This window comes from Nonomuraea sp. NPDC050227 (genome assembly GCF_044459705.1).
Lineage (GTDB): Bacteria > Actinomycetota > Actinomycetes > Streptosporangiales > Streptosporangiaceae > Nonomuraea.
Genome location: NZ_JBITJF010000004.1, coordinates 458,735 through 471,867, shown reverse-complemented (window position 1 = coordinate 471,867; position 13,133 = coordinate 458,735). Strand labels below are relative to the sequence as shown.

General features: G+C 75.0%; 8 protein-coding genes. 6 read left to right on the top strand and 2 right to left on the bottom strand.

All coding sequences use genetic code 11. From position 1 onward, the window contains the following. Positions 1-28 precede the first annotated feature (28 nt). Together ACIBK9_RS19255 and ACIBK9_RS19250 are read left to right on the top strand one after the other, a co-directional pair. Positions 29-628, top strand: a complete 600-nt coding sequence (locus ACIBK9_RS19255) for a GNAT family N-acetyltransferase (RefSeq protein ID WP_397159780.1) — start codon at positions 29-31, stop codon at positions 626-628. Between the two features lie 109 nt (positions 629-737). Beyond that, the gene (locus tag ACIBK9_RS19250; protein WP_397159778.1) at positions 738-1,676 is read left to right on the top strand and encodes a hypothetical protein; all 939 of its coding nucleotides are present in this window, start codon (positions 738-740) and stop codon (positions 1,674-1,676) included. Between the two features lie 71 nt (positions 1,677-1,747). On the opposite strand, the gene ACIBK9_RS19245 is transcribed toward ACIBK9_RS19250, so the two are convergent. Together ACIBK9_RS19245 and ACIBK9_RS19240 are read right to left on the bottom strand one after the other, a co-directional pair. After that, entirely contained in the window at positions 1,748-3,013 is a 1,266-nt protein-coding gene (locus tag ACIBK9_RS19245; RefSeq protein WP_397159776.1) for a valine--pyruvate transaminase, read from the bottom strand. Positions 3,014-3,217: 204 nt separating this feature from the next. After that, a complete protein-coding gene (locus ACIBK9_RS19240) occupies positions 3,218-3,904 on the bottom strand; it encodes a hypothetical protein (protein WP_397159774.1) in 687 nt (228 codons plus the stop codon). A gap of 330 nt (positions 3,905-4,234) precedes the next feature. On the opposite strand from ACIBK9_RS19240, the gene ACIBK9_RS19235 reads away from it, so the two are divergent. Genes ACIBK9_RS19235 through ACIBK9_RS19220 form a run of 4 tightly spaced genes read left to right on the top strand, consistent with a single transcriptional unit; the run spans position 4,235 to position 13,098 of the window. Further along, entirely contained in the window at positions 4,235-7,801 is a 3,567-nt protein-coding gene (locus ACIBK9_RS19235) for an amino acid adenylation domain-containing protein (protein ID WP_397159772.1), read from the top strand. Continuing rightward, positions 7,794-11,423 carry a type I polyketide synthase gene (locus tag ACIBK9_RS19230; protein WP_397159770.1) on the top strand — a complete coding sequence of 1,210 codons (3,630 nt, stop codon included), beginning with the start codon at positions 7,794-7,796 and terminating at the stop codon, positions 11,421-11,423. The genes ACIBK9_RS19235 and ACIBK9_RS19230 overlap by 8 nt, the downstream gene beginning before the upstream one ends. Continuing rightward, the gene (locus ACIBK9_RS19225) at positions 11,420-12,862 is read left to right on the top strand and encodes an amino acid adenylation domain-containing protein (RefSeq protein ID WP_397159768.1); all 1,443 of its coding nucleotides are present in this window, start codon (positions 11,420-11,422) and stop codon (positions 12,860-12,862) included. Before ACIBK9_RS19230 ends, ACIBK9_RS19225 begins: the two co-directional genes overlap by 4 nt. Further along, positions 12,859-13,098 (top strand): phosphopantetheine-binding protein, encoded by a 240-nt coding sequence (locus ACIBK9_RS19220; protein WP_357988788.1) that lies wholly within the window; start codon positions 12,859-12,861, stop codon positions 13,096-13,098. Before ACIBK9_RS19225 ends, ACIBK9_RS19220 begins: the two co-directional genes overlap by 4 nt. Positions 13,099-13,133: the final 35 nt, after the last annotated feature.

Below are 13,133 nucleotides of genomic sequence, written 5' to 3'. Positions count from 1 at the left end.
AGTCGTCCCGTGCTCTACCGTCGCGGCCATGACGTCATGCGATGCGTCCGAAGGCTTCCCGATCGCTCCCGATGGTGCCGGGCTGGTGATCCGGCGAGAGACCGCTGACGATCACCAGGATGTGCGGGAGGTTCATACGCGCGCCTTCGGTGCCGGCGAGCGGGTTCCCGGGCTCGTGGAGGCGCTTCGCGTTGCGGAGGCCGCGCTGGCGCCGATGTCCTTCGTCGCCACCGTTGACGACCGGGTTGTCGGGCATGTCCTGCTGAGCGCGGCCCGGTTGGACGCTCCGCGCCGGATCGTGGACGTCCTGTCCCTGTCACCGCTGGGCGTGCTCCCGGAGTTCCAGCGTCAGGGGATCGGCACCCGGCTCATCGCGTGCGCCCTCGACGCGGCCGACAGCCAGGGGGTGCCGTTGGTGTTCCTGGAGGGTTCGCCGCGTTACTACGGCACGCGCGGCTTCGAGGGTGCCTGCGCGGCGGGCTTCCGTTCGCCGTCGCTGCGCATCCCTGAAGCCGCGTTCCAGGTCGCCCGGTTGTCCGCTCACGAGCCGTGGATGACGGGCACATTCGTCTACTCGGAGCCCTTCTGGGCCTTCGACTGCGTCGGCCTGCGCGACCCCGAGAACTGAGGGCCCGGTCGAAGCCGGACGGAATCCGGCGCGGGTGCCGCGGGCAACCTTGTGCGGCGCTCGCGCGTATGGGGTGGGGACAGCATTTCCCGACCTCTGGAGGAAAGACATGAAGCTCGCGACCGCACGGGTCCGGCCGCTGATCGCCGTCGGCACCGGCCTGGCCGCCGTGGGCGTCGCCGCCCTGCTGGGCCTGCCGAGCGTGGCGGAGGCATCGCGGACACAGCTCGCGGCCGCCGCGTCGGCTCCGGCGGAAGGCGCCTACTGGCATACGCGGGTGCTGACCCAGCGCACCGGTCCCCGCCAGATGGGCAGCGGCGCGAATCGCTACTGGGTGGTGGAGCAGGCGCTCACCGAGGAATGGACGGCGCCCGACGGCAAGGCGTGGCTCGGATACCGGAACGCGGGGGCGTACCCGAAGAGCGCGGCGGACCGGAAGGCGTGGCGTCGCGACGGTTCGCCGGCCAAGTGGACCCGCACGGCCGACGGCCAGGTCGTGAAGCTGTCGACCGAGCCGGACAAGGGGCACGTCTGGCCCGTACGCGGCAGTAACGACAAGTTCTTCCTGGCCGGGCAGTGGCTGACGTACGACGAGGTCCAGCGACTGCCCGCGGACCCGAACGGCTTGAAGTCCTGGATCTCCGAGGCCGCGCGGGTCTCACGGGTCAAGCAGGACGACGTGGACCAGTTCGTCACCGGGGCGCTGCCGGAGATGCTCCATCAGCTTCCGGCGCCCAAGAACGTCCGCGCCGCGGCCTACCAGGTCTTGCTGACGATGCCCGCTGTCCGTCCGCAGGGACAGTCCAAGGACGGCATGGGCAGAGGCGGCGCGGCGCTGTCGATCGACCACCCGAAGGTCGTGCAGAATAACGGACTGACGATCAAGGAGCAGACCGGCCTGATCGTGGACACCGGCACGATGCTTCTGCTGTCCAAGACCCGGACGACCGCGATCAGCGGCAAGCTGTCCCTCAACGAGGCCACGACCGACACCATGATCGAGACCGGCTGGACCGACAACCCTCCGGCCGTGCCCGCCTTGCCGTAGCGGCGTCACGGCGGCGGGGCCGCGCCGGGCCTGGGCTCATGGGAGGCGGCAGGTCCGGGCGGCGCGGGCCTTCAGGAGCCGCGGCGCAGCTCCAGGAGGCCTTCGGCGATCCTTCCGACGCCTTCGGCGATCACGTGTTCGTCGGCGGTGAGGCTGATCCGGAAGCACCGCCTGGCGTGGGACGCGGCCGTGGCGTCCGACGCCGGGGTCGCGAAGAAGTGGCGGCCGGGGACGACGAAGACCTTCTTGGTCTTCATCAGCCGGTACAGGGCCATGTCGTCGAACCAGTCGTGATCGATCCACAACCAGCAGAACATGCCGCCCTCTCCGGCGTGCAGCCGCCAGGTGACGGACTCGGGCAGAAGGTCGGCCAGCAGGCGCTCGGCGTACAGGCGGCGGGCTCGGTAGAACGGGTTGATCACCGTGGCGGCGAGCCGGTCCAGCAGCCCCGAGGACAGCGCCCTGGCCGCCACCCGCTGCATGAGCTGCGGCGCGTGCAGGACGGAGTTGGCCATGAACGACACCATCGCCCGGATGTACCGGGACGGCCCGATCGCGAATCCGACGCGTTCGGCGGGCATGCCCGCCTTGGACAGGGTGAAGCAGTTGATCAGGTGGTCGTCCCACTGCGGGGCCACCCGGGAGGCGGCGACGCGGGGGAAGGGGGCGCCGTAGGCGTGGTCGACGATCAGCGGCACGTCGTGGCGCCGGGCCAGGCCGACCAGCCGGGCGAGCTCGTCGCCGTCGATGCTGCGGCCGGTCGGGTTGCTGGGGCTGGACAGCAGGAGCATGCCGACCTCGGGGCATCGTTCCACCGCCTCGAAGTCGAAGGCGTAGCGGAAGGACCTGTCGCCGGTCAGCTCGATCTCGGGGGCGATGCCGGTCACGCCGTCGGGGTCCGTGGACAGGCCCAGGTAGCCGGCGTAGTCGGGGGTCATGGGCAGGACCACGCGCTGGAACGAGCCGTCGGCGGTCTGGCCGGAGAACAGCGCGGTGGCGATGAAGAAGAGCATCTGGCTGCCCGGTCCCACCACGACGTTGTCGGCCGTGATGCCCCAGCCGTACCGGGCGTTGAAGGAGGTGACGATCTCCTCCACCAGGGTGGGCATGCCGCGCGAGGGCCCGTAGCGGCTGCTGGTCGCGGCGAAGTCCTCTGCCACGACGGTCGCGGTCAGGTCCCTCCAGGCGTCGATGACCTCCTTGATCTGGGCGGGGTTGCCGATGCTCAGGTTCAGCCAGTCGGACGCGCCCGAGGCGGTGGAGGTCGCGACGTCCTCCATGATGCTCCGCAGGCCCGACATGTCAGACATCTTCTGGCCGCTCCGCGATAACTTCATTCTTGCGTGTCCCTTCTCGGATCTGGCCCGCCGCCGGCACACACCCGCGGTTTGTCGTGATCAAGCGAGTCCACCGCATTAGTCGTCGCCGCACAAGACGGTGACGACGTGCGCCGGCACGGGCGGAGCGCGCCGCCGGGCGTCGCGCACGAAGATCCAGGTCGCGGGGCGGAGAGCCGCGCCTGCGAGAAGGAATCGCCGGGATCAGGGCCGGGGCTCGTACGGGTCGGCGGCCGCGGCGGCCCAGTACTGGCCGATGCTCTCCTCCATCAGGCGGGCGGCGAACACGGCGTCGTCCGCGCTCTGTCCGCGCCGCAGGCCGTGCTCGGCCACCGCCAGCGCCTGCCGTTCGAGCTCGTCGGACTGCCCGCCGCCGTAGTAGGCGACGAACTCCTCCGGCACGTCGAGCCCGGTCTTGGACAGGCGGGCGAGCATCTCGTCGCTGTCGGGGAAGTAGCGGACCATGTCCCAGTACAGGGCGAGCGCGGCATCGGCCTGGGTGCCGAGGAAGCCGAGCCAGCCCCACGTCCCGGCCACCTGGTAGGCGGCGGGGTCGGCCGGCCAGCGGTGCAGGCGTTCCTCGTCGAGGTCCAAAGCGGCCATCACCTTGCGCAGTTTGGGCCGGGCACGGTGGATCAGGCCGAGCATGCCGTCGAAGAACTCGACCGCGAGCGGGTGCGGGTCGCGGGCGATCAGCGTGGCGAACGCCGTGATCTCGGCGGGGTGGCACTTGTGGGTCACGCCCACGAGCTGCCTGACGTGGTCCATCGTGAGCGTCCCGGCGTCCATGCGTTCGAGGAACCGGTTGCGCACGGGGTTGTCGTCCCGCATCTGCCGCAGCCGCCGTACGGCCTGGCCGGCCAGGGGGGTCTGCTCGAAGTCGGTGTACATGGTTCTCCCCTCGTCGATGGGACGTGCGTCCGCCTCCCTCCTGCCAACCCGGCCTGACATGCGCCTGATCGTGCTGTGACAGGGCTCTGACGTGCGCGGCGGTCGCCGTGTGCCCCCGTGGCGGGCCGGGTAGGGGCGGCGCCCGGCCCGCGGATTCCCGCGAGCAGGCGATCGGACGAGCAAGCCGGCACGATCACGCGAGCAGACGCTCACGCGACCACCTGACCAGTCGAACGGGAGCTCCCAGTGACACGACGACCGCAGGAAGGGATCGAGGCGTTCCTGGCAGAAGTGGGTGGCGACGCCTCCCCGGGACTGCATGAGACGACCGTGGAACGGCCGATCCCCGTTCCGCCGGAGCCGGCGGTCCTCCTCGTGGCGGGCCTCGCCGCCCTGCTGTCCCTGTACGGCGCGGACGGCGGCGTGCGGCTCGCCCTGCACCGCCCCGGCGACGGCCCGCCCCGGACGGTCGAGGTGCGGGTCGGGGTGGACGTCCCGTTCTCCCGGCTGTGCCGGGAGGTGTCGGAGTGCCCCGCGCTCTCCCCGCCGCCCGACACCCTCACGGTACGGACGGCCGGCCCCGGCCGGACCGCATCGGGCCCGCTGCACGTGCGCCTGGCCCTGGAGGACGGACGGCCACGGGCCTGGCTGGGCGTGTCCGGCCCCCGCCCGGCCACGGAACGCGTCGGACAGCTGACCGGCCACCTGGGCGCGCTGCTGGACACGGTGGCCGGATCGCCGGACCGGCGGCTGGGCGACCTCGACCTCGTGACCCGCCCGGATCCGGCCCCGGCGGCGCGGGCGGCGTCCGGCGCGACCGTCCACGGCCTCGTCCGGGCACAGGCCGAGGCTCGGCCGGACGCGGTGGCGGTCGTCGGGGACGGCGAGCGCGTCACGTACGGCGAGCTGTGGCGACGGGCCACCCGGATCGCGGGCGGTCTGGCCGCGATGGGGGTCCGGCCGGGAGATCCCGTAGCCCTCAGGCTGCCGCCCGCCCCCGCCACTGTGGAGGCCGTCCTCGGCACGCTCCTGGCGGGCGCCTGGTACGTCCCGATCGATCCCCGCCATCCCGAATCCCGGGCCTCGTTCATCCTCCAGGACAGCCGTAGCCGGCTCCTGGTCGAGGAGACCCCGTCCGGCGGGAACAGCGCCGTCACGCTCGACGCCCTCCCAGCGGCGGCCGGGCCGTCCGGCGACGGCCCGCTGCCGGAGCTCCCGGGGTCGTCGCCCGCCTACTGCCTGTACACCTCGGGCACGACGGGGCGGCCGAAGGGCGTCCTGGTCACCCATGCCAACGTGGTGTCCCGGATCTCGGGCCCGCACTTCCCCTTCGGCTTCTCACCGCACGACGTGTGGGCGCAGTTCCACTCCTGCGCCTTCGACCTGTCGGTCTGGGAGATCTTCTGCTGCCTGGCCACCGGCGGCCGGCTGGTCGTCCTGCCGGACGGGGACGTCCAGAACCCCTGGGCGCTGCGCGAGACGCTGCTGCGCGAGCGCGTCACCGTCCTCAACCAGACGCCGTCGGCCTTCGCCCGGCTCGTCGCCGTGGACGAGGCCGACCCCAAGCCGCTGCCGGACCTGAGGTACGTGCTGTTCGGCGGCGAGCGGCTGGACCCGCCGCGGTTGCGCGACTGGTGCCGCCGCCATCAGGGCGTCCGGCTGGTCAACCTGTACGGGATCACCGAGGCCACCATCCACGCCACGGCCCACGAGGTGACCGCCGAGGACTGCGAACGGGACGTCAGCCCGATCGGCCACCCCCTCCCGCACACCAGCGTGCACCTGGTGGACCCGCGTACGGGACGGCGGCTCGTCCCGGAGGGCGCGACCGGCGAGATGTGGCTCGGCGGAGCGGGCGTCGCCGCGGGGTACCTGCGCCGGCCGGAGCTCGACCGGGAACGGTTCGTGCGGGACGCGTTCGGCGCGGACGTGCTCCTGCGGACCGGCGACCTGGCCCGCCGCGGCCCCGACGGCGGCCTGCTCTACGTGCGCCGCATGGACGACCAGTTCCAGTGGCACGGCTACCGGATCGAACCGGGCGAGATCACCGCCCGGCTCCGCGAGCACCCCGGCGTCGGCGACGCGGCCGTGCTGCTGGAGGGCGGCTCCGAGGGCAGGATCGCGGCCTACCTGGTGCTCTCGGGCGCCCCGCCGACGCCCGATGAGCTGGGCCGCCACCTGGCCGAACGGCTGCCGCCGTACATGATCCCGCACGCCTACGCCACCGTGCCCGGCCTGCCCCTGACCGTCAACGGCAAGCTCGACGTCGAGGCGCTCGCCGGAAACGCCGCCGACCTGCGCAAGACGGGCGCGGACGAGGCGCCGGCCTCGGCCACCCAGCGGCAGATCCACCTGGCCGACCGCCTGCTGCCCGGCTCCTACCAGGAAACCGTCGCCTGGCGGGCGGCCGGGCGGCTGGACGACGGCGCGCTGCGCCGGGCCGCGGCCGAGCTGACCGGGCGGCACGAGATCCTCCGCACCCGCTTCCGCTCCAGCGAGCACGGGCTGCGCCAGCTCGTCGGCGAACCCTGGCAGCCGGACGTGGACGTGCGGGAGATCCGGGCGCGGGAGGTGTCCGCGGACGACGTCGCGCGGTGGGTGGCCGGGGCTCCCGCTCTGGACCCGGCCGCGGGACGGCTGCTGCACCTGGCCGTCCTGCGCCCCAGCGCCGGGGACGACGTGCTGGTGCTGCGCCAGCACCACCTGGTCACCGACGGGGGCTCGGTGCGCTTCCTCATGCGCGACCTCGGCCGCTGCTACGCGGCCGCGCTGGCGGGCGGCGCACCGCCGCCGTGGGAGGGGCCGCAGTTCCGCGACGTCGCCGCGGCCGAACTCGCCGGGGACGACGAGGCCGCGCTCGCCCGTGCCGAACGGCGGCTCGCCGGCGCGCCGAGCACGATCCTGCGGCCGTCCGCACATCCCGGCGAGGAGCCCGTCACGGTTCCGCTGCCGCCGGTGCGGGGTGAGGAACTGCGCGCCGCCGGGCGGCGGCTGCGGGCCACCCCGTTCACGGTGGTGGCCGGTGCCGTGGCCGCCGCCCTGCACCGCTGGACCGGACGCGACGACGTCACCTTCGGCGTGCCCGCCGAGAACCGGGCCGACCCCGCGCTCGCCCAGGCCGTCGGGCCGTGCGTCAACCTGGTGGTCCTGCGGTCCCGCACCGGGCCGGCCGGCACGCCGGACGAGCTGGTCGCCGTCCTGCGTGACCAGATCGCCGAAGCCGTCGACGACCAGCGGGTGCCCTACGAGCGGGTCGTGGCCCGGCTGCGACCGGCCCGGCGGCTGGACGCGGCGCCGTTCTGCGAGGTCCTGCTCACCTTCGAGACCGGCGACGCCGGCGAGCAGGCCGAGCTGGGCGGGCGCCCGTTGACCAGGATGCGCTTCCCCGAAATTCGGCCGCACGCCGCCCACCCCGTCATGATCACGGCCTGGGCGGACGCCGACGGCGGCCTGGACGGGACGATCACCTGCCGTGGCGGCCTGCTGGACGAAGGCGACGCGGCCCGCCTCGCCCGGCTCGTCGCCGCGGCCCTGGACGACCTCGCCCGGGGCCGGACCACTCCTCTGAGGCCCGGCGGCCCGCCGGCGGCCGCCCCGCCGCGCGCGGACGCGGGAGGCGCCGGCCGCCCGGGCGGGCCGACGGCGGCGCTGGAGGAGCACATCCTGGGCGTCTGGCGCGAGGTGTTGCGCCGGCCGCGGATCGGCGTCGACGACAACTTCTTCGAGGCCGGCGGCGACTCCGGCCTGCTCACCCGCGTCCAGGTGCGGCTGGAGGACGAGCTCGGCGCCGAGGTGCCCGTGACGGTGTTCTTCGCCTGCCCGACCGTGCGCTCCCTCGCCGCCCGCCTGGCCGCGGACGGCGTGGCGGCGGCCGTCGAAGGAGGCGGGCATGCCTGACCTGATCGCCATCGTGGGCATGGCCTGCCGCTTCCCCGGCGCGGCTGACGTGCGGCAGTTCTGGCACAACCTGCGCACCGGCACCGACACGATCGAGCGCCGCCCGGCGCCGCGCGGCGGTGCGGACGCGTCCGGCGACGGGTTCGTCGCGGCGTACGGCGTCATGCCGGGCGCGGCCCTGTTCGACTGGCACTACTTCGGCTACAGCCGGGCCGAGGCCGCGTCCATGGATCCGCAGCAGCGGGTGTTCCTGGAGACGGCCTCGCTCGCGCTCGACGACGCCGCCCTCGACCCGGCCCGCTTCGACGGCGCGATCGGCGTCTTCGGCGGCTGCGACCCTCCTCTGGTCAAGGACGGCGCTCCGGAGACCGCCTGGGACAAGGACATGCTGGCCACCCGGGTCGCCTACAAACTCGGCCTGCGCGGACCCGCGATCACGGTGCAGTCGGCCTGCTCGACCTCGCTGCTGGCCGTGCACCTGGCGTGCCGGAGCCTGCGCGACGGCGAGTGCGACGTGGCGCTGGCCGGGGGCGTGCGCATCGGCGCCCACCCGGAGGGCGGCTACCGGCACGCCGAGGGCGACGTGCTCTCGCCCGACGGCTACTGCCGGCCCTTCGACGCCGGGGCCCGCGGCACCGTGCCCGCCGACGGCGTGGGCGTCGTGGTGCTGAGGCGGCTGGCGGACGCCCTGCGCGAGCGGCACGAGATCGTCGCGGTCGTCCGCGGGTCGGCGGTCAACAACGACGGCGCCCGCAAGGTGGGCTTCACCGCTCCGTCCGTGCAGGGGCAGCGGGACGTGACGGCGCGCGCCCTCGACGCGGCGGGCGTCGATCCGGCCGAGGTGTCCTACGTCGAGGCGCACGGCACCGGGACCCGGCTCGGCGACCCCGTCGAGGTGGCGGCCCTGACCCAGGCGTTCCGCGCGCACACCGGGCGGCCCGGGTTCTGCGGCCTCGGCTCGGTCAAGGGCAACATCGGGCACGCGGGCGCGGCGAGCGGCGTCGCGGGCCTCATCAAGACCGCGCTGATGCTCCGGCACGAGGAGATCGTCCCGAGCGTGCACTTCGAGCGCCCCAACCCGGACCTGGGCCTGGACGGCGGTCCCTTCCACGTCGCGACGGAGCGGCGGCCGTGGCCCGGCCCCGCGCTGGCCGGGGTGAGCTCGCTCGGCATGGGCGGGACCAACGTCCACGTCGTGCTCGCCTCACCGCCGGCGCTGACGGCGGGCCCGCCCCGTCCCGGGCCGCGGGTGCTGTGCCTGTCGGCGCACAGCGGGACTTCCCTGTCCGCCTATCGCAAGGACCTCGCCGACCGGCTCGGCGCCGCCGACGCCCCCTCGTTGCCGGACGCCGCCCGCACGCTGAGCCTCGGCCGCCGCGAACTGCCCCTGCGGCGGGCGGTGGTGGCGGAGACGCCGGAGGCGGCCGTCCGCGAGCTGGCCAGGGAGACCACTCCGCTGCGGGCGCGGGACGCCGGGCGGGTCGCGCTGCTGTTCCCCGGCCAGGGCGGTCCGCGGGCCGGCGGCGCCGCCGAGGCGCTGCGGGCCTGCCTGCCTGCCGTGCGGGAGGCCGGCGCGCGCGCCCGGACCGTCCTCGCCAAGCGGCTCGGGCTCGCCCCGGACGTCCTGGGCCGGGACGGCGGCGACGACACGCTCGTCCAGCAGGTGAACCTGTTCGTGCTCGGCTACGGGATCGCGCGCCAGCTCATGGACTGGGGCCTGCGGCCGGTCGCCGCGCTGGGCTCCAGCCTGGGCGAGTACACCGCGGTGGCCGCCGCCGGGCTGTGGACGTTCGAGGACGCCCTGGTCCTGGTGGCGGCGCGCGCGACCGCGATGCGCGCCTGCCCGCCCGGCCGGATGCTGGCCGTCGATCTGCCGCTCGACCGGGTGGCGGAGGCGGTGCCCGGGTTCGGGCGGGACACCAGCCTGTCGGTGGCGGTCGAGGACGTCGGCCGTACGGTCCTGGCCGGCTCGCGCGAACGCGTCGAGCGGCTGCGCGCGGAGCTGGCGGCCGCCGGAGTGGCCCACGCGCCGCTGCGGACGGGCCACGCCTTCCATTCCCCGTCCATGCGCGCGGCCGCCGACGCGCTGTCGCGGGCCGTCGCCAGGACGCCCGTGCGGGGCGGCCTCGACTTCACCGTGCTGTCCGGCCTCACCGGCGAGCCCCTGGACGCCGGGACCGCGGCCGATCCCGGCTACTGGGTGGCGCAGCTGTGCGGCACCGTCCGGATGCGCGCCTGCGCGGGCAAGCTGCTGTCCGGCCCGGCCGAGCTGTTCGCCGAGCTGGGCGCGGGGACCGCGACGACGGCCTCCCTGCGGCGCCATCCGTTCTGGAACGCCGATCTCGCGGCCGTCGCCCTCCCCGGCCGCCACGGCACGGACAGGACCGGCGTGCTCGACGCGCTGGGCTCCCTGTGGGCCCACGGCGCCCCCGTGAACTGGACGGACGTGGACGTACCCGACCAAGACGCCCCAGACCGGGACGACGCCGGGGCCTGGCGGCGCCGCCCGCTCCCGGCTCCGCCGTTCGACCCGGTCACGCCGGACGACACCACCCTGCTCCCGCTGCCCCCGACCTCCCGCGACCGGCCGGACGCCTCCCGCACGTCCTTGGCGGACCTGTGGCGGGACGCGCTCGGCGTGGACGCGGTCTCCCCCGAGGACGACTTCTACCGGCTGGGCGGCGAGTCCCTGGGGCTGGTCCGGCTGGCCGCCGCCGCGCGGGAGCGGCTGGGAACCGAGATCCCGGTCGGCGTCCTCGCCGAACGCCCCACCTTCGGCCACCTGCTCGACCTCGCCGAACGGCCCTCCCCCAGCAACGGGCCGGACGCCGAGCCCACGCTCCTCGCCCGGGGCCCGTCGCCCGACCCGATCTTCCTGGTACCGCCCGCGTCGGGCAGCTCGCTCGCCTATCGGCCGCTGGCCGGCGCCCTGACCGGCCGGACCTGCCTCGCCTTCGACACCCCCGGGCTCGTCGCCGGGACCCGACACCCCGGCACGGTCGAGGCCCTGGCCGCCGGCCACGTACGACAGCTCCGGCGGGTACGGCCGGACGGGCGGCCCGTCGTCCTGCTCGGCTGGTCGATGGGGGCGGTCGTGGCCCACGAGATGGCCAGGCAACTGACCGGGGACGGTGACCCGGTCGCCCTCCTGATCTGCGTGGACGGGCATCCGCCACCAGGACCCGGCATCCCCGTGGGCGCCCACCCCCGCCACCTGGCCGACGCGCTGAGCCACCTGCGCCACCTGCGCCGTGCCCGCCGTGGCCCCGGCGGAGCCGCCGCCGGGGCCGCCACCGAGGCCGGGCAGCGCATCGCCGGACTCGTCGAGGCGTCCGGCGACGGGTTCGACCTCGCGGGCGTCTACCGCCGCAACCTGCGCGCGCTCCTCCTCCACCGCCCGCGCCCGGTGCCCTGCCCGGCGGTCGTCCTGCGGGCCGGCGCCTCGCCGCGCCGCTGCCGGTGGCTGGAACGGTGGCTCTCGTCCCTGTACCCGGCCGGCGTACGGGTGCGGCCGATCCCCGGGGACCACTGGAGCGTGCTGACCGACGAGGGGGCCGCCGCGATCGCCCGCGCCGTGCAGGACGTCCTGCCCCCGACCACGCGAGAGGTGAGCTGCCCATGAACGTGACCGTGCCCGACATGGTGTCGCGGATCGCCGCCGCCCATCCTGGCCGCGTCGCCATCGAGGACGACCGCGGCGGCCTCACGTACGGCGAGCTGCTGAGGCGCGCCGTCAGCGGCGCCGCGGCCCTGGACCGGGCTGGACCGCCGGGCGCGCCGGTCTGCGTGCGCCTGCCGCGCGGGCGCGACTTCGTGGTCGCCGCGCTGGCGGCCATGTTGTCCGGTCGCCCGTACGCGCCCATGGACGCGGCGCTCCCCCCGCGGCGGCAACGGGCCCTGCTCGACCAGATGGGGCCGGGCACGATCCTGGTGTCCGGCCGCTCCGGCCGCACGCCCGGTGAGCTCGACCGGGGCGGGACGGAGTTCCGGCGGGCCCAGGCCCGCGCCGCCTACATCGTGCACACCTCGGGGACCACCGGGACGCCCAAGGGGGTCCTGGTCGGCCACGAGAGCCTGGCCAACCTGGTCTCCTGGCACCACCGCACCTACCGGACGGGCCCGCGCACCCGTCAGCTGCACACCGCCGGCCTGGGGTTCGACGCGGCCGTCTGGGAGATCTGGCCCTGTCTGTGCGCCGGGGGCACGCTCGTGGTGGCCCCCGACGAGGTGCGGGTCTCGCCCGTGGAGCTGGTCGAGTTCGGCCGCGAGCGGGCGATCGACATCCTGTTCGCGCCCACCCCGCTCGCCGAGATGATCGTCGAACTGGACGCCGACGACGACATCCCCTGGCGCACGATGCTCACCGGCGGTGACGCGCTGCGCCTGCGCCGGCTCCCCCGGGGCTGGAACCTGGTCAACCACTACGGGCCCGCCGAGGCGACCGTCTGCGCCACCTGGCACCCCATCGGGCGGGTGCCGGAGTCGGGCCTGCCGCCCATCGGCCGGCCGATCGACGGCGCCCGCGTCGTCCTGGTGGACCCGCGGGGACGGCCCGTGCGAGCCGGGAGCACCGGGGAGGTCCACATCGGCGGCACGGTGCTCGCGCTCGGCTACCACCGCAGGCCCGAGGAGACCGCCCGCCGCTTCGTCACCCTGCCCGGCCTTCCCGGCCGCTGGTACCGGACGGGCGACCTGGCCGCCGCGAACGCCCGCGGCGAGCTGGAGTTCCAGGGGCGGATGGACGACGGCCAGCTCCAGGTGCGCGGCGTACGCGTCGAGGCCGCCGAGATCGAGGCCGCGTTGCTGCGCCATCCGCGCGTCCGCCAGGCGGCCGTCGCCACCGTCGGCGACACGCGTGCCCTCGGCGCGCTCGTCGTGGTGTCCGGGCCCTGCCCCACCGTGGGGGAACTGCGGCGCTTCATGTCGGCGGAACTGCCGGAGAGCGCCATCCCCACCCGGGTCGTGCCCGGCCCGAGGATCCCGTTGACGCCCAACGGCAAGATCGACCGGCCCGGCGTGCGGCGCCAGCTGGCACAGGAGCAGAAGAGGAGCGGGCGATGACCATCCCCCTGACCGGCATGGTGGAGATCTGGCGTGAGGTCCTCATGGTGGACGACGTCGGCCCCCGATCCGACTTCTTCGACCTCGGCGGTCACTCGCTGGCGGCCACCCGCATCGTCCAGCGGGTCGAGGAGGTGTGCGGCGTCCGTCTTCCGGTGTCCGCCGTCCAGGACCATCCGACACCCGAGGCCCTGACCGCCCTCGTCGCCGGCCCGCGGGGCACGGGCCGGGGGTAGGGATGCGGGCGGGCAGGGCCCGGTCCCGGGCCTTG

Bases quoted from the DNA above. Each gene is read 5' to 3' on its own strand.
- ACIBK9_RS19255 (WP_397159780.1), top strand. From the start codon at position 29: ATGACGTCATGCGATGCGTCCGAAGGCTTCCCGATCGCTCCCGATGGT.
- ACIBK9_RS19250 (WP_397159778.1), top strand. From the start codon at position 738: ATGAAGCTCGCGACCGCACGGGTCCGGCCGCTGATCGCCGTCGGCACC.
- ACIBK9_RS19245 (WP_397159776.1), bottom strand. From the start codon at position 3,013: ATGAAGTTATCGCGGAGCGGCCAGAAGATGTCTGACATGTCGGGCCTG.
- ACIBK9_RS19240 (WP_397159774.1), bottom strand. From the start codon at position 3,904: ATGTACACCGACTTCGAGCAGACCCCCCTGGCCGGCCAGGCCGTACGG.
- ACIBK9_RS19230 (WP_397159770.1), top strand. From the start codon at position 7,794: ATGCCTGACCTGATCGCCATCGTGGGCATGGCCTGCCGCTTCCCCGGC.
- ACIBK9_RS19225 (WP_397159768.1), top strand. From the start codon at position 11,420: ATGAACGTGACCGTGCCCGACATGGTGTCGCGGATCGCCGCCGCCCAT.
- ACIBK9_RS19220 (WP_357988788.1), top strand. From the start codon at position 12,859: ATGACCATCCCCCTGACCGGCATGGTGGAGATCTGGCGTGAGGTCCTC.